General features: G+C 70.1%; 16 protein-coding genes and 1 pseudogene. 12 read left to right on the top strand and 5 right to left on the bottom strand.

Annotated features, from left to right (window positions below; all coding sequences use genetic code 11):
* Positions 1-141 precede the first annotated feature (141 nt).
* Both AB0I23_RS10800 and AB0I23_RS10805 read left to right on the top strand, forming a co-directional pair.
* On the top strand, positions 142-885 hold the full coding sequence (locus AB0I23_RS10800) for a class I SAM-dependent methyltransferase (protein WP_359108848.1): 744 nt from the start codon (positions 142-144) through the stop codon (positions 883-885).
* 191 nt (positions 886-1,076) lie between these two features.
* Positions 1,077-2,006: a class I SAM-dependent methyltransferase gene (locus tag AB0I23_RS10805; RefSeq protein ID WP_359108850.1), complete on the top strand. Its 930-nt coding sequence runs from the start codon at positions 1,077-1,079 to the stop codon at positions 2,004-2,006.
* Here AB0I23_RS10805 and AB0I23_RS10810 read toward each other — a convergent pair.
* Positions 2,003-2,485, bottom strand: coding sequence for an RICIN domain-containing protein (locus AB0I23_RS10810; RefSeq protein ID WP_359108852.1), 483 nt, complete (start codon positions 2,483-2,485; stop codon positions 2,003-2,005). The genes AB0I23_RS10805 and AB0I23_RS10810 overlap by 4 nt on opposite strands.
* A 94-nt stretch (positions 2,486-2,579) precedes the next feature.
* Positions 2,580-3,416 carry an aldo/keto reductase gene (locus AB0I23_RS10815; protein WP_359108854.1) on the bottom strand — a complete coding sequence of 279 codons (837 nt, stop codon included), beginning with the start codon at positions 3,414-3,416 and terminating at the stop codon, positions 2,580-2,582.
* A gap of 240 nt (positions 3,417-3,656) precedes the next feature.
* Between AB0I23_RS10815 and AB0I23_RS10820 the strand changes: the two are divergent.
* Positions 3,657-4,621 (top strand): annotated as a pseudogene (locus AB0I23_RS10820) (serine hydrolase domain-containing protein).
* On the opposite strand, the gene AB0I23_RS10825 reads toward AB0I23_RS10820, so the two are convergent.
* Together AB0I23_RS10825 and AB0I23_RS10830 are read right to left on the bottom strand one after the other, a co-directional pair.
* Positions 4,524-6,323 (bottom strand): AMP-dependent synthetase/ligase, encoded by a 1,800-nt coding sequence (locus tag AB0I23_RS10825; protein WP_359108856.1) that lies wholly within the window; start codon positions 6,321-6,323, stop codon positions 4,524-4,526. The pseudogene AB0I23_RS10820 and the gene AB0I23_RS10825 overlap by 98 nt on opposite strands.
* A 345-nt stretch (positions 6,324-6,668) precedes the next feature.
* Positions 6,669-7,571, bottom strand: a complete 903-nt coding sequence (locus tag AB0I23_RS10830) for a LysR substrate-binding domain-containing protein (RefSeq protein ID WP_359108857.1) — start codon at positions 7,569-7,571, stop codon at positions 6,669-6,671.
* A gap of 117 nt (positions 7,572-7,688) precedes the next feature.
* Here AB0I23_RS10830 and AB0I23_RS10835 point away from each other — a divergent pair, with 117 nt between their 5' ends.
* The gene (locus tag AB0I23_RS10835) at positions 7,689-8,735 is read left to right on the top strand and encodes a bile acid:sodium symporter family protein (protein WP_359108859.1); all 1,047 of its coding nucleotides are present in this window, start codon (positions 7,689-7,691) and stop codon (positions 8,733-8,735) included.
* 115 nt (positions 8,736-8,850) lie between these two features.
* Here AB0I23_RS10835 and fdhD read toward each other — a convergent pair whose 3' ends face one another.
* On the bottom strand, positions 8,851-9,918 hold the full coding sequence (gene fdhD, locus AB0I23_RS10840; RefSeq protein WP_359109093.1) for a formate dehydrogenase accessory sulfurtransferase FdhD: 1,068 nt from the start codon (positions 9,916-9,918) through the stop codon (positions 8,851-8,853).
* A gap of 169 nt (positions 9,919-10,087) precedes the next feature.
* On the opposite strand from fdhD, the gene AB0I23_RS10845 reads away from it, so the two are divergent.
* From AB0I23_RS10845 to AB0I23_RS10880, 8 genes are all read left to right on the top strand, one after another.
* Positions 10,088-11,044, top strand: a complete 957-nt coding sequence (locus AB0I23_RS10845; RefSeq protein WP_359108861.1) for a beta-ketoacyl-ACP synthase III — start codon at positions 10,088-10,090, stop codon at positions 11,042-11,044.
* 245 nt (positions 11,045-11,289) lie between these two features.
* A complete protein-coding gene (locus AB0I23_RS10850; protein WP_359108864.1) occupies positions 11,290-12,075 on the top strand; it encodes a DeoR/GlpR family DNA-binding transcription regulator in 786 nt (261 codons plus the stop codon).
* Between the two features lie 26 nt (positions 12,076-12,101).
* The gene (locus tag AB0I23_RS10855) at positions 12,102-12,479 is read left to right on the top strand and encodes a DUF4406 domain-containing protein (protein ID WP_266979435.1); all 378 of its coding nucleotides are present in this window, start codon (positions 12,102-12,104) and stop codon (positions 12,477-12,479) included.
* Positions 12,476-13,135: an NUDIX domain-containing protein gene (locus tag AB0I23_RS10860; protein WP_359108866.1), complete on the top strand. Its 660-nt coding sequence runs from the start codon at positions 12,476-12,478 to the stop codon at positions 13,133-13,135. Before AB0I23_RS10855 ends, AB0I23_RS10860 begins: the two co-directional genes overlap by 4 nt.
* Before the next feature lie 205 nt (positions 13,136-13,340).
* Entirely contained in the window at positions 13,341-14,522 is a 1,182-nt protein-coding gene (locus AB0I23_RS10865; RefSeq protein WP_359108868.1) for an ROK family transcriptional regulator, read from the top strand.
* 163 nt (positions 14,523-14,685) lie between these two features.
* Positions 14,686-16,212, top strand: coding sequence for a sugar ABC transporter ATP-binding protein (locus AB0I23_RS10870; protein WP_359108870.1), 1,527 nt, complete (start codon positions 14,686-14,688; stop codon positions 16,210-16,212).
* The gene (locus AB0I23_RS10875; protein WP_359108872.1) at positions 16,209-17,258 is read left to right on the top strand and encodes an ABC transporter permease; all 1,050 of its coding nucleotides are present in this window, start codon (positions 16,209-16,211) and stop codon (positions 17,256-17,258) included. Before AB0I23_RS10870 ends, AB0I23_RS10875 begins: the two co-directional genes overlap by 4 nt.
* A gap of 87 nt (positions 17,259-17,345) precedes the next feature.
* Entirely contained in the window at positions 17,346-18,383 is a 1,038-nt protein-coding gene (locus tag AB0I23_RS10880) for a substrate-binding domain-containing protein (protein WP_359108874.1), read from the top strand.
* The last annotated feature ends 37 nt before the right edge of the window (positions 18,384-18,420 follow it).

Consider the following 18,420-nt stretch of genomic DNA (forward strand, 5'->3'; position numbering starts at 1 on the left):
CATCGCCCTCGCCATGCTGAACCTCGGCGGCCACCGGCCCCACCTACCAGGCCGTCAAGCCACATGAACACACCCACGGAAGCGACAGGGGAGCCCCTTTTCTGTTCAGCGATGCCGGGCGGTTGTCCTACAGTCGCCCTCATGCTGGATTACAACGCTGAGGCAGCTGCATACGACGCGACGCGCGGCGGCGTACCCCGGGCCGAGGCGGCGGCACGCGCACTGCTCGGACTGGTCCCGGAGTCCGCCCGCACACTGCTGGACATCGGCTGCGGTACGGGGCTGGTCACCGAGCGGATGGCGCTGGCCCGGCCCGCTCTGCGGGTACTGGGCACCGATGCCTCGTACGGCATGGCGCGGGTCGCCCGGCAGCGGATCGGCGCGGTGGCGCTGGCCGACGCACGAAGGCTGCCACTGCCCGCCGCCGCGGTCGACGCCGTGGGCACCGTCTGGCTGCTGCATCTGCTGCGGGGTGCGGGTGACGTGCGGACGGTGGTGTCCGAGGCGGCACGGGTGCTGCGGCCCGGCGGAGTGTTCGTGACCACGGTCGACAAGGACGCCGCGCACGACGTGGGCAGCGACATCGACGAGCTGTTCGCCCCGTACCTGCGTCCGAGCCCGTCCGACCCCGAGGAACTGGTCGTCGCGTACGGGGCGGAGGCCGGGCTCGATGTGGCCGGGGAGAACCGGTTCGTCGGACATGGGCAGGGGTGGACACCGCAGAGCGCGGCGCGTGGTGTGCGTGCGGGCTACTTCGTCTCGCGTCTGGAGCTGCCGGGGGCGGCGGCCGACGAGCTGGCGGCGGCACTGCTCGCGCTGCCCGAACCGGACCGGCCGCGCCGTGAGCCGGAGTACAGGCTGCTGGCGTTCCGGCGCAGGGGCTGAAGCCGGCGGAATCGGGGAGTCTCGGGGCTGCGTCGCAGGTGGGAGGGGGCCACAGGGCCTTGTCCTTCGTCTTCAGCGCCGCCTTCAAGCGCGGCCGCGGCGTCAGCCCCCAGGAATACGGGAGCGGCCGCGGCTTGCCGAACCGGCAACAAAGTTCGCCACATGCCTGACGTCCGGAGAGGCTTGTCCGCATGACGAAGCACGCCGATCACGGCCCTCATCACGACAGCACCCACGGCCGGCACGACCGTACCGGGAACCGTCACCGCCACGACACCACCGACTTCGACTGGGACGTCATGGGTCCGCTGCTGGAGTGGAACGGCGAGCTCAGCAGCCCCCAGTACGCGGCGGCGGCCCACTGGATCGCCGGGCTGCCCACCGCCCCGCAGGTACGCAGGGTCCTCGACATCGGCAGCGGACCCGGCGTGATCTCCTGCCTGCTCGCCGAGGAGTTCCCCGAGGCAGAAGTCGTCGCCGTGGACGGCACCCCGGCTCTCCTGGAGCGCACCCGGGCCCGCGCCGAACGCCTCGGACTCGGTGATCGCGTCCGTACCCTGCACGCCGAAATTCCCGACGAGCTGGCCAAGTTGGGAGAGGCGGACCTGGTCTGGGCGGGCAACGCCCTGCATCACATGGGAGACCAGCGCGCCGTCCTCGCCGGCTTCGCCGGACTGCTGCGCCCCGGCGGGACCGTCGCCCTCGTCGAGGGCGGGCTGCCGCCCCGTCAGCTTCCGCGCGACATCGGTATCGGCCGGCCCGGTCTGGAGGCCAGACTCGACGCGATCACCGCCGAGTGGTTCGAGGAGATGCGAGCGGCGCTCCCGGACGTCAAGCAGGAGATCGAGGACTGGAGTGCTCTGTTCACCGCGGTGGGGCTGGCCCCGCAGGGCACCCGCAGTTTCCTGCTCGACCTGCCCGCACCCCTCTCCGGCCAGGCGCGCGACCATGTCATCGCCGAATTCGCCCGCCGCCGCGAGATGTTCGCCGAGGAACTCGCCGACGACGACGTCGCCACACTCGACCGGCTGCTCGACCCCGAGGACCCGGCCGGACTGCACCACCGCCCCGACGTCTTCCTGCTGACGGCGCGCACGGTCCACCTGGCCCGACGCGCCTAAGGGATGCTCGGCACCGGCTCCAACTGCCACCACTGGCCGGGCGAGTCGGTGTCCTCCCATTGCTGCACATCGGCGCCGTCCGCCGTGGAGCCGTCGGCCACTTCCAGGACGAGTCCGCTGATGAAACTGACCAGCGTCACGGTGCCCGGCGCATCCAGGTGCTGTTCGATCAGCCACTCCTGGGCGCCGTAGTTGTTGGCCTTCCACTGCTGGATGTTGGCGCCGTTCTCCGTGGAGGCATTGGCGACGTCCAGCCGCTTGCCGCTGTGCGCATTGGTCAGGTGGTACAGCGCGGCGCCGTCGTGCACGGGGGAGAGCTGCCAGTACTGGCCGCTCGCCCCCTCCAGCTTCTCCGGGCCCTGCTGCACCTTGGCGCCGCTGCCCCTGGCGGAGCCGTACACCTCCAGCAGCAGTTTGCTGCCCACATTGCGCAGCCGGTACAGACCCGGTGCGACGACGGGTGCGGCGTCCGTGCTCATGACGGTGTCTCCTCCGGGTTCACCCGCAGCAGACCGCCGCCCGGCGGGGAGCCGGACGGCGGTCGGTGCGTGATTCGGTCTTCAGCGGCTGGGCTCAGGCGCCCAGGTTGAACTCGCCCGGGTTCGGACCGAGGCGCTTGCCCTCGTCCAGCGCGGCGAACGCGGCCAGGTCGTCGGCGTCCAACTCGAAGCCGAACACATCGATGTTCTCCGCGATCCGCGACGGCGTCACGGACTTCGGGATCACCACGTTGCCCGTCTGCAGGTGCCAGCGGAGCACCGCCTGCGCGGGTGTGCGGCCGTGCTTCTGGGCGATCGCGATGACCGTCGGGACCTCCAGGAGGCCCTTGCCCTGTCCCAGCGGGGACCAGGCCTCGGTGGCGATGCCGTGCCGCGCGTGGAAGGCGCGCGACTCGGCCTGCTGGAGCTGCGGGTGCAGCTCGATCTGGTTGATCACCGGGACCACGGAGGTCTCGCCGAGCAGGCGCTCCAGGTGCTCCGGCAGGAAGTTGGAGACGCCGATGGCCTTCGCGCGGCCGTCGGCGTAGATCTTCTCGAACGCCTTGTACGTGTCGATGTACGCGTCCTTGGCGGGCACCGGCCAGTGGATCAGGTACAGGTCGACGTAGTCGAGGCCCAGCTTGTCCAGCGAGGCGTCGAAGGCACGCATGGCCGACTCGTAGCCCTGGTCGCCGTTCCACAGCTTGGTGGTGACGAAGAGCTCCTCGCGGGGGACGCCGGAGGCGGCGACGGCCTTGCCGGTGCCCACCTCGTTCCCGTAGATCGCGGCGGTGTCGATGCTCCGGTACCCGGACTCGATGGCCGTCGCGACCGCCTTCGCGGCCTCGTCGTCCGGCACCTGCCAGACACCGAAACCGAGCTGCGGCATCTCGACGCCGTTGTTGAGAGTGAGGGAGGGGACCTGGCTCACGAGCGGTCGATCCTTTACGTCGTCGGTTGGTATTCGCATGGTCAACGATCAGGAGGCGCCGTGCATTCCCTGCCGTACCCCCATTCCTCCCTGCCCCACCTCGGCGAGACCGGGGCGGTCACATCGTTCGTGCCGGGACCGCACACCGCCGTACGGTGACCGGTCGACGACCGCGGGGCGCACGGGCACTGTCCTTGGCGGCCCCATGCGGAGCCATGATCACGCGGAGGACGAGACACGGTGGGGCAGTACAGCGGATGGGTTGACGAGCGCTTCGGAGCCGTCGCCGACGCGTTCTCGCAAAATTTCGACGATTCCCCGAACTCGGCGCAGCCGTCACGGTGTTTGCCGACGGACACAAGGTCGCGGATCTGTGGGGCGGGGTCGCGGACCAACGGACCGGCCGACCGTGGGACCAGGACACCGTCCTACCGGTCTTCTCCGTCGCCAAAGGCATCGTGAGCCTGTGCGCCCCCCTCCTCGCGCAGGAGGGACATCTCGACCTCGACGCCCCGGTGAGCCGGTACTGGCCCGGGTTCGCGCAGCACGGCAAGGAGTCCGTCACCTGCCGCATGGTCCTCGGACATCGGGCGGGACTTCCCGCCCTCGACCGGGTACTCAGCTTCGAGGAGATCGCCGCCTGGACACCGGTGACCCGGGCCATCGAAGAGCAAGAGCCGCTATGGGAGCCGGACACGGCGTACGAGTACCACGGCCACGTCTTCGGCTTCCTCATCGGTGAGGTCATCCGGCGCATCACCGGGCTCACTCCGGGCGCATACTTCCGCCGCGTGCTTCACCGGCGAGTCCGCGTAGAGCGTGTTCCTTCGACAGGGCGAGCGGCTCCGGCGGGCCCCGATCACCGGTGGCACCGAGAATCTCGGCACACCGACCGCGTACCACATCGGAACGTACGGCCGGCTGTGCACGGTCACCAAGGTGCCGGGCCGGGGCCGGCTCTGGCTCTCCACCACCAACTGCGACAACAACGGAGACGAACCGGACGGTGCGGACAAGCTGTTCCGCATCTCGATCACGTAGCGGGCTCTGCCCATGTGCCGTCCTGCCGGTGCGAGTTCACCTCCGGCGGGGCGGCACGGCCCCTTCTCATCGGTACAGCGCGTCCACCTCGACCGCGTACGCCGTCTCGATCGCCTTCCGCTTCAGCTTCAGCGACGGGGTCAGCAGACCGTGCGCCTCGGTGAACGGATGCGCAAGGATCCGGAAGGTTCGGATCGACTCGGCCTGCGACACCGCCGTGTTGGCGGCCACCACCGCCCGCCTGACCTCCATCTCCAGATCCGGGTCCCGCACCAGGTCCGCCGCGTTCATCGGCGGACGCCCCTGCATGGTGAGCCAGTGGTCCACGGACTCCTGGTCCACGGTCACCAGCGCCGCGATGTACGGCCGGTCGTTGCCGACCGCGATGCACTGCGCCACCAGCGGATGCGCGCGCACCCGCTCCTCCAGACCGGCCGGCGACACACTCTTGCCGCCCGACGTCACCAGGATCTCCTTCTTCCGCCCGGTGATCGTCAGATAGCCGTCCTCGTCGAGCGCACCCAGGTCGCCGGTGGCCAGCCAGCCGTCGTGCAGCACCGCGGCGGTGGCCTTCGGGTTGCCCAGATAGCCGCCGAAGACATGGGCGCCGTGCACCCACACCTCGCCGTCGTCGGCGATGTGCACGGCGGTGCCTGGGATCGGCTGCCCGACCGTGCCGTACCGGGTGCGCTCCGGCGGATTGGCGGTGGCCGCCGCCGTCGACTCGGTCAGCCCGTACCCCTCGTACACCGTGACGCCCGCGCCCTCGAAGAACAGACCGAGCTGCCGCTCCATCCCCGAACCGCCGGACATGGCGTGCCGGACCCGGCCACCCATCGCGTCGCGGACCTTCTTGTACACGACCTTGTCGAAGAACTGGTGCTGCATCCGCAGCCCCGCGGAAGGGCCGGGGCCGGTCCCGAACGCCCGGTGCTCCATCGCCTCCGCGTACTTCACCGCTACGTCCACGGCCTTGTCGAACGGCCCGGTCCTGCCCTCCGCCTCGGCCTTGCGCCGGGCGCCGTTGAAGACCTTCTCGAAGATGTACGGAACCGCCAGGATGAATGTCGGCCGGAACGACACCAGGTCCGGCATGAGGGCCTTCGCGGACAGCTCCGGCTGATGGCCCAGCTTCACCCGGCCGCGGACCGCCGCGATCTCGACCATCCGGCCGAAGACGTGCGCCAGCGGCAGGAAGAGGAGCGTGGCGGCCTCGTCGCCCGGCTTGGAGTGGAAGACCGACTTCCAGCGCGACGCCATCGTGTCCGTCTCGAACATGAAGTTGGCATGCGTGATCACGCAGCCCTTGGGGCGGCCCGTGGTGCCGGACGTGTAGATGACGGTCGCCACCGAATCGGGCGTCACCGCCCGCCGGTGCCGGTGCACCACCTCGTCCTCGACACGCCCGCCCGCCTCGACCAGCTCGGTCACCGCGTCCGAGTCCAGCTGCCAGAGCCGCTTCAGCTGGGGAAGCCGGTCGATCACCGAGGCGATCGTCATCGCATGGTCCTCGTGCTCGACCATGATCGCGGACACCTCGCCGTCGTGCAGCATCCAGAAGACCTGCTCGGCGGAGGACGTCGGATAGACCGGCACGGACTGGGCGCCGACCGTCCACAGCGCGAAGTCGAAGAGCGTCCACTCGTAACGGGTACGCGCCATCAGGGCGACCCGGTCGCCGAACCGGACACCGTGGGCGATCAGCCCCTTGGCGAGCGCGAGCACCTCGTCGCGGAACGTCGCCGCGGTGACATCACGCCAGCGTCCGTCCGCTTCCTTCCGGCCCAGTGCGACGCGGTGCGGATCCTCCTCCGCATAGTCGAAGACGGCATCGGCCAGCCCGCCTACCTGGGGCGCGACCGCCATGGGGGGGACAGTGAACTCGCGCAATGACCTGCTCCTTGTGGCGCTCCGCACAGCGCCGTGACGCTACCCCACCGGGTGGCGCGGTGGGAGGGCCCGGAACGACCGGAAAGCGTGCCGTCTGCACAGGTCAGCCACGGATATCCGGCCAGATGGGCAAGGCTCGGGCATGCTTCTGACGGCGGAGTAAGCAGCTCGCGCCGGAACCTCCACCGAATCTGTACGCCTCGGCCACTCCCTTCCGGACGGGTACGGGGCGTTGGTCCGCACCTGCCGGGCCCGCCCGCGCCCGTCCGGGTCGGGCGCGGCCTGTGCGTGCTGTCCATTTCTCCCCGCGCGCGCGGGCGGTCATGCGCCGTCGCGCCCGCTGATCGCGGTGACCCCGCCGATGCCACGGATCAGCCGGTCCCCGCCCGCCAGGATCGCCGCCGCGAGCGCGTCCGCCGCCTCCTGTGCCGCGTCCCGGCGGCGGCCGTGCAGCAGGACGAAATCCACGTCGCCGAGTTCCGGCAGCCCCGCCCTGGCCGGTACGGGAGTCAGCCCCGGCGGGATGAGCCCGCGGGTGTGCGCCATCACGCCGAGACCGGCATGGGCCGCCGCGACGAGTCCACTGAGGCTCGTACTCGTACAGGCGACCCGCCAGGACCGGCCGTGCTCCTCCAGCACCTCCAGGGCGCGGGCCCGGGTGAGGCCCGGCGGCGGGAAGAGGATCAGCGGCACCGGGCGGTCCGGGTCGATCCGCACCTGCGGTGCGCCGATCCAGGTCAGCGCGTCCTGCCAGACCAGTTCGCCGTGCGTGTCACCGGTCCGCCGCTTGGCGAGGACGAGATCGAGCCGTCCGGCCTCCAGCTGCCGGTGCAGCGTCCCGGACAGCTCCACCGTCAGCTCCAGCTCGACCTCCGGATGGTCGCGTCGGAACGACTCCAGGATTTCCGGCAGCCGGGTCTGCACGAAGTCCTCGGAGGCCCCGAACCGCAGCCGCCCGCGCAGCCGCGTCCCGGTGAAGAACGAGGCGGCCCGCTCGTGGGTCTGCAGGATCGTCCGGGCGAAGCCGAGCATCGCCTCTCCGTCCACGGTGAGATCGACGCGGTGCGTGTCCCGGGTGAACAGCTGCCTCCCCGTCGCGTCCTCCAGCCGCCGCACATGCTGACTCACCGTGGACTGCCGCACGCCCAGCCGGCGGGCGGCCTGGGTGAAGCTCAGTGTCTGGGCGACGGCAAGAAAGGTACGGAGCTGTGCAGGGTCGTACATAACGCCCAGGCTATCGTGAATCATGATGACAGTGAGAGCGGTATGCCGGATTCCCGATTGCGCTGATCAAGAGCAGGATGGAGAGGGCGCGACCTGAACGAGAGACACGTGGAGCACATGAGCCGCCGCACCTTCAAGCCGCCGTCCTGGCTGCCGATCGACCCGTACATCCTGGCGCTGATCGGCACGGTCGTGCTCGCGGCGCTGCTGCCCGCGTCGGGGAGCGCCGCGGAGGTCGCGGACGGTGCGTCGACCGGAGCGGTCGCCCTCCTCTTCTTCCTGTACGGCGCCCGCCTCTCGACCGCCGAGGCGCTCGACGGTCTCAGGCACTGGCGGCTCCACCTCACCGTCCTGATCTGCACGTTCGTCGCGTTCCCGCTGCTGGGACTGGCGGGCAGGGGGCTGGTTCCGTACATCCTGACCCCGCAGCTCTACAGCGGCTTCCTCTTCCTCTGCCTCGTCCCGTCGACCATCCAGTCGTCGATCGCCTTCACCTCGGTCGCCCGCGGCAACGTACCCGCGGCGATCTGTGCGGGCTCCTTCTCCTCGATCGCCGGGATCTTCCTCACCCCGCTGCTCGCCGCAGCGCTGCTCGGCAACAGCGGCGGCGGATTCTCGGCCGACGCGCTGCTGAGGATCGGGGTCCAGCTGCTGCTCCCGTTCATCGCCGGGCAGCTGCTGCGCCGCTGGATCGGCGGCTTCCTCACCCGTCACAAGAAGGTCCTCGGCTACGTCGACCGGGGCTCGATCCTGCTGGTCGTCCATGCGGCGTTCAGCGAGGGCATGGTCGCCGGCATCTGGCACCAGGTCACCCCGGCGAGGCTCGGTGCGCTGCTGGCCGCCGAAGCGGTGCTGCTCGCGCTGATGCTCGCGCTGACCTGGTACGGGGCGAAGCGGTTCGGCTTCGACCGGGGGGACCGGATCGCCATCCAGTTCGCCGGCTCGAAGAAGAGTCTGGCGTCCGGGCTGCCGATGGCCAGCGTGCTCTTCGGGGCGCACGCGAGCCTTGCCGTGCTGCCCCTGATGCTCTTCCACCAGATGCAGCTGATGGTGTGCGCGGTGATCGCGAAGCGGCGCTCGCGGGATCCGCAGGACGAACTCCGGGAGTGCCCGGGGACTCCGGCGGGCGGTGCGGTGGCGGAGGCGCCCGTCCCGGTGGGCTGACGCGCAGGCCCGAACCCGAAGGCGCCGATGGCGCACGCCACGGGGGCGGGACCGGCCGGCGCAGGGGGTGCTCCCCGCCGGCCGGACCCCTGACCCGTGTCATGGGCCGGGCATCTCAGCCCTGGCCGACCGTCGCCTCCAGGGCGATGCGGTGCTCGCCCGCGTACACGTTCATGGACGGACCCCGGAGGAATCCGACCAGGGTCAGTCCGGTCTCCGCCGCCAGATCCACGGCGAGTGACGACGGCGCCGAGACCGCGGCGAGCATCGGGATCCCGGCCATCACCGCCTTCTGCGCCAGCTCGAACGAGGCACGCCCCGAGACCAGCAGAATCGCCCGGGACAGCGGCAGCCGGTCGTCGGTCAGAGCCCGGCCGACGAGCTTGTCGACCGCGTTGTGCCGGCCGACGTCCTCACGGATGTCGAGGAGTTCCCCCGTCTCGGAGAACAGCGCCGCCGCGTGCAGACCCCCGGTCCGGTCGAAGACCCGCTGCGACTCGCGCAGCCGGTCGGGGAGGGCCGAGAGCAGCGCGGGCTCGACCCGGACCGGGGGAGTGTCGGCGATCGGATGCCGGGTGGTGGTGCGGACCGCGTCGAGGCTCGCCTTGCCGCACAGCCCGCAGGACGAGGTCGTGTAGACGTTGCGTTCGAGCGTGATGTCGGGGACCTGCACGCCGGGCGCGAGCTTCACATCCACCACGTTGTACGTGTTCACGCCGTCCGCCGTCGCCCCCGCGCAGTACACGATCGACTGCACCTCGGAGCCGTCACCGATCACGCCCTCGCTGACCAGGAAGCCCGCCGCCAGCGCGAAGTCGTCGCCCGGCGTGCGCATCGTGATGGCAAGCGGCCTGCCGTTCAGCCGGATCTCCAGGGGCTCCTCGGCGACGAGGGTGTCGGGGCGTGTGGAGACCGCCCCGTCCCGGATGCGGATGGTGCGGCGGCGCTCGGTGACCCGTCCCATGGCGGTTGAACCCGATTCTGTACGTGTTTGGAAGCCGAAGCGGCCCTTGATGCAGAGGTTGCCGTGGGTCACCGGGTTGTCGTGCGGAGAGGTGACCTTGACGATCTCATTGTCCTGCACATGGAGTGTGACGTTGCAGCCGGCGCCGCAGTAGGCGCAGAGAGTGGCGATCAGGGCGGTGCGGGGCTCTCCGTTCGGTGAGGGACCGAGCGAGGACAGGAGATGATGTCAAGTCAGAATTTTGACTACAGTATGCGTTCGACGCTGAACGGTGTTGTCAAGCCTCCAAGCCTCGGCCGCTAATCCTGTGGGATCACGTGCCCCTGTACCGGGCGGTAGCCACCAAGACTGGATAGTTCCTGCCATACGTAGCGAGGGGAACCTGTACATGACCGGCTCACGTGTCGTGGCGCTCGGCCACTATCAGCCCGCCAAGGTACTCACCAATGACGACCTGGCGGCCATGGTCGACACCAGCGACGAGTGGATCACCAGTCGCGTCGGGATCAAGACCCGCCATGTGGGAGGCCCCGACGAGCCGGTGGACGAGATGGCCGCGCACGCGGCTGCCAAGGCGCTCGCCGCGGCCGGTCTGGACCCCGCCGACATCGACCTGGTCCTCGTCGCGACCTCCACCGCGATCGACCGGTCGCCCAGCATGTCCGCGCGCGTGGCCGCCCGCCTCGGTATGGGTTCGCCCGCCGTCATGGACATCAACGTGGTCTGCTCCGGCTTCACCCATGCCCTCGCCACCGCCGACCACGCGATCCGGGCCGGCGCCGCGACCCGTGCGCTGGTGATCGGCGCCGACAAAATGGCAGACATCGCCGACTGGACCGACCGCTCCACCTGCGTCCTGCTCGGCGACGGTGCGGGCGCCGCGGTCGTGGTCGCGGACCCGCAGGGCGGCTCGGACGCCGCGCCCGGCATCGGCCCCGTGCTCTGGGGTTCGGTGCCGGAGATGGGCCGCGCGGTCCGGATCGAGGGGACGCCGCCGCGCTTCGCCCAGGAGGGACAGTCCGTCTACCGCTGGGCCACCACTCAACTGCCGCCCATCGCGCGCAAAGTGTGCGAAAAGGCAGGAGTCGCCCCCGAGGAACTCGCCGCAGTGGTACTGCATCAGGCCAATCTGCGGATCATCGAACCGGTCGCCAGGAAGATCGGTGCGGTCAACGCGGTCATCGCCCGGGATGTCGTGGATTCCGGCAATACGTCCGCCGCTTCGATCCCCATGGCCCTGTCGAAACTGGTGGAGCGCGGCGAGGTCGACAGCGGCGCTCCGGCACTGCTGTTCGGGTTCGGCGGGAACCTCTCGTACGCGGGTCAGGTGATCCGGTGCCCCTGACCCCCATGAGTGCTCGGTAGAGGTCATGGAGCCGGCGGGCAATGTGGTGCTCATGCGGGCGCACACGGAGCACACACGCAAGACGTACCACCGGCGCGAACAGGGTTAGTGGACGGTCGACACGCAGAGGCCGGGGCGGCTCGCCCCGGCCTTTCTGCTGCCCCGAACGCTTTACCCGATCGTCGAGCAGCCCGACATCTCACATCGCGATGTGCAAACAAACACGACTGTGGTAGAAATGAGTCATGGGTGTCGCCAATCGTCTGGACCTGACCCTGCGACTGGTGCAGAGCTCCGACCGGGTTTCCGTGTCGGAGCTCTCCCATCGCCTGGGGGTCTCCGAAATGACCGTTCGCAGGGACCTGGACGCGCTGGAGCGACAGGGGCTGGTGCGCCGGGTGCACGGCGGCGCCGTCGCCACACGTTCGCGTGAGGAGGGAGCGGGCTTCGCGGCCCGTGAGCCGTGGCAGGCCGCGACGAAGGACCGTCTCGGTGCGGCCGTGGCCGCGATGGTCGAGCCGGGATCTCGCGTGCTGCTGGACGCGGGCACCACCACCGTGCACGTCGCGAAGCATCTGGTCGAACGCGCCCCGTTGACGGTCGCGGTGCTCAGTCTGCATGCGGCGGTTTGCCTGGCGGACCGGCCCGGCATCGAACTGCTGGTCGTCGGCGGCCGGTCCCGTTCCGGGGAGCAGTCGCTGGTCGGCCCGCTTGCCCTGCGCACACTTGAGGCCCTGGCCTTCGACTGCTTTGTGCTGTCCATCGGCGGTGTGCACGCCGAGTACGGGTGGTCGGAGTTCTCGCTGGACGACGCGGCCGTCAAACAGGCCGCCCTTGCGCAGGCGGCGCGCACGATCGCCGTGGCGGACGCGACCAAGCTCGGGGTGCGCGCGTTCAGCCAGGTCGCCGCGCTGGGGGCGGTGGACGCCTTCGTCACCGACGCCGCGGCCCAGGATGCCGCCACGCACCCCAATGGCCCGCTGACCCTGACGGCCCTGCGTGATGCGGGCGTCAGCACGGCCTTGGCCTGACCACCGTTTGCTTCGAGGAGCGCATCATGACCGCTGTCCCACGACCGCTGATGATCCTGGTCGCCGGCCCGTATCGGTCGGGCACCGGGGACGATCCGGTCAAGCTCGACGCCCATGTGCGGGCGATGAATCAGGCCGCACTGGTGCTCTTTCGCTCCGGCCACCTGCCGGTCACCGGCGAGGCTCTGGCCCTTCCCCTGCTGGAGACCGCGGGAAGCACCGGCCCGGGCGACGCGGCATTCCAGGAGATCTTCCACCCCGTCGCCGAACTGCTGCTGGCGCGCTGCGACGCGGTGCTGCGCATCGGCGGCCCCTCGGACGGCGCGGACCGGATGGTCGCGAGGGCCCGGGACCAGGGGCTGGACATCTACACCCGTATCGACGACGTCCCGTCCGCCCGGTGACGGCCGGCCTGGACACCCCCGACCGTCGCGGCCGTACCGGCCTGGACCGGCACGGCCGCGACCTGACCGGCAACCCGCGGGTGCGTATCGAAGACGTGGAAGTGCTGTCCTGCGACTGGTACGTCCTGCGCCGGACGACCTTCGACTACCGGCACAGGGACGGCCATTGGAGCCGGGAGCAGCGGGAGACCTACGACCGGGGCGACGGCGCCACGATCCTGCTCTACAACACCGATCGCCGCACTGTTCTGCTGACTCGCCAGTTCCGTCTGCCCGCCTACGTCAACGGGCACCCCGACGGCATGCTGATCGAGACCGCTGCCGGGCTCCTCGACGGCGACAGCCCCGAGGAAGCCATCCACCGGGAAGCCGCCGAGGAGACCGGACACACCATCGGCACCCCCGAGCGCGTCTTCGAGGTGTACATGAGCCCCGGCTCGGTCACCGAACGCCTGCACTTCTTCGCTGCCCCTTACCGTCCGCAGGTCTCCGCCGCCGACGGGTACGGGATCGCGGCCGAGGGTGAGGACATCACGACGGTGGAACTCCCCTTCGCGGAGGCGCTCGCGATGGTCCGCAGCGGCGCCATCGCCGACGCCAAGACCATCATGCTGCTGCAATGGGCGGCCCTGGACGGCCCGTACCGGCACTCCTGATTGCCCGCCCTGCCACGGCGCGGGCCTCGAAATACCTCCGCGCCGACCGCCGGCCGCCCAGCCGACCGCACGTCTTTGTCCTCGATGTGGAGAAAGTTGTAGCGGATTCCTGCGCAACTTCTTCCCAGTCCCGGCAACCGCTGCTACGTTCCACTCGAAAGCCCGACGGACAGGCCGATGTGGCGGGGAGGGGCGCGTGAGACGTATGACGGCACGACCCGCGAATGCGCATCAGGCGCGACTGCTCCGGCTGTTGCGCGACGGCGGGCCCAACTCCCGGGCACAGCTGGGGGATCAGATCGATCTCTCCCGCTCCAAGCTCGCCGTCGAGGTGGACCGGCTGCTGGAGACCGGACTTGTCGTGGCCGACGGACTCGCCGCCTCCCGCGGCGGGCGTCGCTCGCACAACATCCGGCTTGCTCCCGCACTGCGCTTCCTCGGCGTCGACATCGGTGCCACATCGATCGATGTGGCGGTCACCAACGCGGAGTTGGAGGTTCTGGGCCACCTCAACCACCCCATGGACGTACGCGAAGGACCTGTCGCGATCTTCGAAAAGGTGCTGTCCATGGCGGCCAAGCTCCGGGCCTCCGGACTCGCCGAAGGCTTCGACGGCGCGGGCATCGGCGTACCCGGACCGGTCCGCTTCCCCGAAGGCGTACCGGTCGCACCCCCGATCATGCCCGGCTGGGACGGCTTCCCGGTCCGCGAGGCACTCAGCCAGGAACTGGGCTGCCCGGTCATGGTCGACAACGACGTGAATCTGATGGCGATGGGGGAACAGCACGCGGGCGTCGCGCGCTCCGTGGGCGACTTCCTCTGCGTCAAGATCGGTACCGGTATCGGCTGCGGCATCGTCGTCGGCGGCAACGTCTACCGCGGTACGACGGGCAGCGCCGGCGACATCGGCCACATCCAGGTCGAACCCGACGGCCGCGCCTGCGCCTGCGGCAACCGGGGCTGCCTGGAAGCCCACTTCAGCGGCGCCGCGCTGGCCCGCGACGCCGAGGACGCGGCGCGCGCGCGACAGTCGCAGGAGCTCGCCGCCCGGCTGGAGGCGGCCGGGAAGCTCACCGCCGCCGATGTGGCCGCCGCCGCGGCCGCCGGTGACGCCACCTCGCTCGACCTGATCCGCGAGGGCGGCAACCGGGTCGGCCAGGTCATCGCCGGACTCGTCAGCTTCTTCAACCCCGGACTGGTGGTGATCGGCGGCGGCGTGACCGGTCTCGGCCACACGCTCCTCGCCAGCGTCCGGACCCAGGTCTACCGGCAGTCCCTGCCGCTGGCCACCGGCAATCTCCCCATCGTGCTGGGTGAGTTGGGGCCGGCCGCCGGAGTGATCGGCGCCGCCCGGCTCATCAGCGACCACCTGTTCTCACCGGCCTGATCCTCGACCGGTAGGCACCATCGAACCGCCTCCCGCCTCTTCCGGCAGGGGGGCCGGGGGGTGACCCCCGGGACAGCACTGCTCCCTGCCCGCTCACCGGCCCTTCCCCAAGCTCTCGGCTTCGCTCGAGCAGGGGAGACCCCATTCGCCGAGGGGAATTGTCATGGCTCCAGAACCACCCCTTCTCACCATGTCCGGCATCACCAAGTCGTTCCCCGGTGTGCGCGCCCTCGACGGCGTGGACCTGGAGGTCCAGGCCGGCGAAGTCCACTGTCTGCTCGGGCAGAACGGCGCCGGCAAGTCCACCCTCATCAAGGTGCTCGCCGGGGCCCACCAGCCCGACGGCGGCGAGATCACCTGGCGCGGCGCACCCGTCTCGCTCAAGTCGCCGATCGCCGCCATGCGTCTCGGCATCGCCACCATCTACCAGGAACTCGACCTGGTCGAGGGCCTCTCGGTCGCCGAGAACATCTTCCTCGGCCACGAACCCACCACCGCCCGCTTCGTCGTTCGCACCCGCGAAGGACGCACGGCCGCCGCCGCACTGCTGAAGCGCCTCGGCCACCCCGAGATCGATCCCGCCCGCCCCGTCGGCGCGCTCTCCGCCGCCCAGCAGCAGATCGTCTCCATGGCGCGGGCGCTCTCGCACGACGTACGGCTCATCGTCATGGACGAGCCGTCCGCCGCCCTCGACCCCGACGAGGTCGCCAACCTCTTCCGTATCGTCGCCGGGCTCACCGCCGAGGGGGTCGCCGTCGTCTACATCTCCCACCGCCTGGAGGAGATCCGCCGGATCGGCGACCGGGTGACCGTACTCAAGGACGGGCGGGCCGTCGCCGTCGGGCTGCCCGCCGAGTCCACCCCTACGCGCGACATCGTTGCGATGATGACCGGCCGCAATGTCGAGTACGTTTTTCCGCAGCGCCCCGAGGCTCCCGCGGAGGAGGTCCGGCAGGACCCCGTGCTCACCGTCGAAGGGCTTGCGAGGGCAGGCGAGTTCGCCCCCGTCGACCTGGAACTGCGGCCCGGCGAGATCGTCGGGCTCGCCGGACTCGTCGGATCCGGGCGCTCCGAGATCCTGGAGACGATCTACGGAGCCCGCAGGCCGAGCGCGGGCCGGGTCCTCGTCGGCGGGCGGCCGCTGCGCCCAGGCAGCGTCCGCGCCGCCGTCGCCGCGGGCATCGGACTCGCCCCCGAGGAACGCAAGGCGCAGGCCCTGCTGATGCTCGAATCCGTCACCCGTAATGTCTCCGTCTCCTCCATGTCCCGTTTTTCCCGGGCCGGTTGGCTCGACCGCGGAGCCGAACGCCGGGCGGCCCGCGCCGCCACCCGCGAACTCTCGCTGCGCCCGGACAACCCGGACACTCCCGTCCGCACCCTGTCCGGCGGCAACCAGCAGAAGGCCGTCCTGGCCCGCTGGCTGCTGCGCGGCTGCCGGGTGCTGCTGCTCGACGAACCGACCCGCGGTGTCGACGTCGGCGCCCGCGCCGAGCTCTACGCCGTGATCCGCCGGCTGGCCGACGAAGGCCTCGCCGTTCTGCTGGTCTCCAGCGAAGTGCCCGAAGTGCTGGGCCTCGCCGACCGGGTGCTTGTGCTCCGCGAGGGCCGCGTCGTGCATACGGCGGACGCCCGGGAGCTCGACGAGCACCGCGTACTCGACCTCGTGATGGAAGGAAGCCCGACGTCATGACTCAGCCCGTCTCCTCGGCGCAGCACGGTGGGCCGGACAAGGCGGCCCCGCCCGCCCCCGCCGCGTTGCCGCCCTCGAAGGGCGGCGGACTGCGCGCCCTCGGGGTGCGCGCGGACGTCCGCAACCTGTCGCTGCTCGGCGTCCTCGCCGTACTGATCGCCGTCGGCGGGTTCACCGAGCCCGACGCCTTCCTGGACACCGGGAACCTGCAGCTGATCCTGACCCAGTCGTCCGTCATCGGCGTCGTCACCGTCGGCATGACGTTCGTCATCACCAGCGGCGGCATCGATCTGTCGGTCGGCGCGATGGTGGCACTCGCCTCGGTCTGGGCGACCACGCTCGCCACCCAGGAGTACGGCTTCGCGGGGATCCTCTTCACCGCCGTGCTCGTGGGCCTCGGTGCCGGACTCGTCAACGGGCTGCTGATCGCGTACGGGAGGATGGTGCCGTTCATCGCGACGCTGGCCATGCTCGCCTCGGCCCGCGGCCTCGCCCTGCAGATCACCGACGGCAAGACACAGATCGTCACCGTCCAGTCGGTCCTCGACCTGGGTCTGCCCGACTCGTACGTCCTCGGCATCCCGCCGCTGGTCATGGTCTTCGCCGCGGTCACCGTCATCGGCTGGCTGGTGCTGAACCGGACGACGTTCGGACGCCGCACGGTCGCGGTCGGCGGCAACGCGGAAGCGGCCCGCCTCGCCGGTATCGACGTGACGAGGCAGCGGCTCTACCTGTATCTGCTCTCCGGTCTCTGCTGCGGCATCGCCGCCTTCATGCTGATCATCCTGTCCGGCTCGGGACAGAACACCAACGGCAACCTGTACGAGCTCGACGCCATCGCCGCCGCGATCATCGGCGGCACCCTGCTCAGCGGCGGACGCGGCACGATCGTCGGCTCCGTCCTCGGTGTCCTCGTCTTCACCACCATCACCAATATCTTCGCGCTCAACAACCTGCAGAGCGATGTCCAGGAGATCGCCAAGGGCGCGATCATCGTTGCCGCCGTCCTGGTCCAGCGCCGAACCTCGGCCCACGGGGAGACCTGAGTCCCCGGGTTCTCCCCACTCCACCCCACCCCGTCTCACCCGCAGTTCCGCATGCCACCCACGCACCGGATGAAGGGTTCCACAGCCATGCCAGAAACCAGCCGCAGAGGACTGCTCTTCGGCACCGCGGCCGTCTCCGCGGGCGCTCTCCTCACCGCTTGCACCAGCAATGAGCCGAAGAAGTCGCAGACCGCGCAGAGCAACCAGCCGGCCGCCGACGACAAGCCCGGGAAGCCCGTCACCATCGGCTTCGCCGGACCCCAGGCCGACCATGGATGGCTCAACGCCATCAACGAGAACGCCAAGTCGCGGGCGGAAAAGTACTCCGAGGTGACCCTGCAGATCACCGAGGGCTCCAACGACACCGCCATCCAGATCGGCCAGGTCAAGACCCTCATCAACAAGAAGGTCGACGTCCTCGTCATTCTCCCCGCCGACGGCAAGGCGCTCACCCAGGTCGGTCTGGAGGCGATGAAGGCGGGCATCCCCGTCATCAACCTGGACCGCATCTTCGCCTCACCGCAGGCCTACCGCTGCTGGGTCGGCGGCGACAACTACGGCATGGGACTCAATGCCGGCACCTACATCGGCGAACAGCTCAAGGACAAGCCGAACGCCAAGGTGGTCGAGCTCGCGGGCATCGACAACCTGGAGCTCACCAAGCAGCGCAGCCAGGGCTTCGCCGACGCCCTCAAGAATTACTCCAACATCAAGCTGGTGGCCCGGCAGGCCGCCGATTTCACCGTCGAGTCGGGCCAGGCGAAGATGGCTCAACTCCTGCAGGCGCAGAAGAAGTTCGACGCCCTGTGGAACCACGACGACGACCAGGGGGTCGGCGCGCTGCGCGCCATCCAGCAGGCCGGCCGGGACGAGTTCCTGATGGTCGGGGGCGCGGGCGCGAAGTCCGCGATGGACGCCATCAAGGCCGACAACAGCGTCCTGAAGGCCACGGTTCTCTACCCGCCGACGATGGCCGCGTCCGCCATCGACCTGGCGCGCGCCCTGGGGCAGGGCAAGGGCATCGGCGGGCTCTCCGAACTGGAGATCCCGACCAGCCTCACCCTCTATTCGGCCGTCGTCACCAAGGACAACATCGACCAGTACCTGCCGACGGGCTTCAGCTGATCCGCCGTCCAGGAGGGTGCTGACCCTCCTGCCGTGC

This window comes from Streptomyces atratus (assembly GCF_040655115.1).
Lineage (GTDB): Bacteria > Actinomycetota > Actinomycetes > Streptomycetales > Streptomycetaceae > Streptomyces > Streptomyces atratus_D.